At 49.1% G+C, this 664-nt stretch carries 1 protein-coding gene; it reads right to left on the bottom strand.

Annotated features, from left to right (window positions below):
* The coding region (locus DI060_RS18830; protein WP_135355112.1) for a TIGR04388 family protein at positions 1-664 on the bottom strand (664 nt) is incomplete at both ends.

Below are 664 nucleotides of genomic sequence, written 5' to 3'. Positions count from 1 at the left end.
GGTTGGGTGGGTTTTGGGCCGTCTGGGTCACAGTGAACTCTCGCTCTGTGAGGCTTGCGATGGTTTGGCTATAACTACTGACTGTTTGTGAGGCACCTGTTTGCCAATTGCTTGCGAACAATGTGTTCGCCTGGGTGGAGATACTTTTGTTTGCCAACTCAAATTGTTCTCTTGTTTCTGATTGGAGGACATTTTGTGACATCTCTTCCCAAGAGGCTAGGCCACTTGCATACTCTTCCCTAGCTTTGGCCATCCACCTACTCTCATTTGCCTTCAATTCGGCCATGGCGGCATCATAATCCACCTTTGCCTGGGCCTTGGCTATGTTGGCTTGCACCTTCCACTCTGCATAGGCCTTGCTGTAATTACTCGCTTGGGTCTCCCAGTTGGCAATCGCGGGTATGATTTTCATCTCATAGTCACTGATTTGTCTGTTCATGGAAGTGCGCACGGAATCCCAATAGTTCCTGTGAGCGATCTCATTGTCATCCCGCACCGTATACACGAGAGCATACGAGACAGTATCCATAAAAAAAGTGTCTAAAGTGCCTAACCTCCATAGCCCAAAGTGCTTAAAATCATCCCCTTCTTGGTTCCAGTTCCCTCGGAAGGCATACTCGCAGTAGGGCCCATGGACATTGGGGTCGCAGTCTATGTCATTGTG

The organism is Leptospira ryugenii, from assembly GCF_003114855.1.
GTDB classification, from domain to species: Bacteria; Spirochaetota; Leptospiria; order Leptospirales; family Leptospiraceae; genus Leptospira_A; species Leptospira_A ryugenii.
Note: the sequence above shows the minus strand (reverse complement) of the source record. Positions and strands in the feature narration are given on the sequence as shown.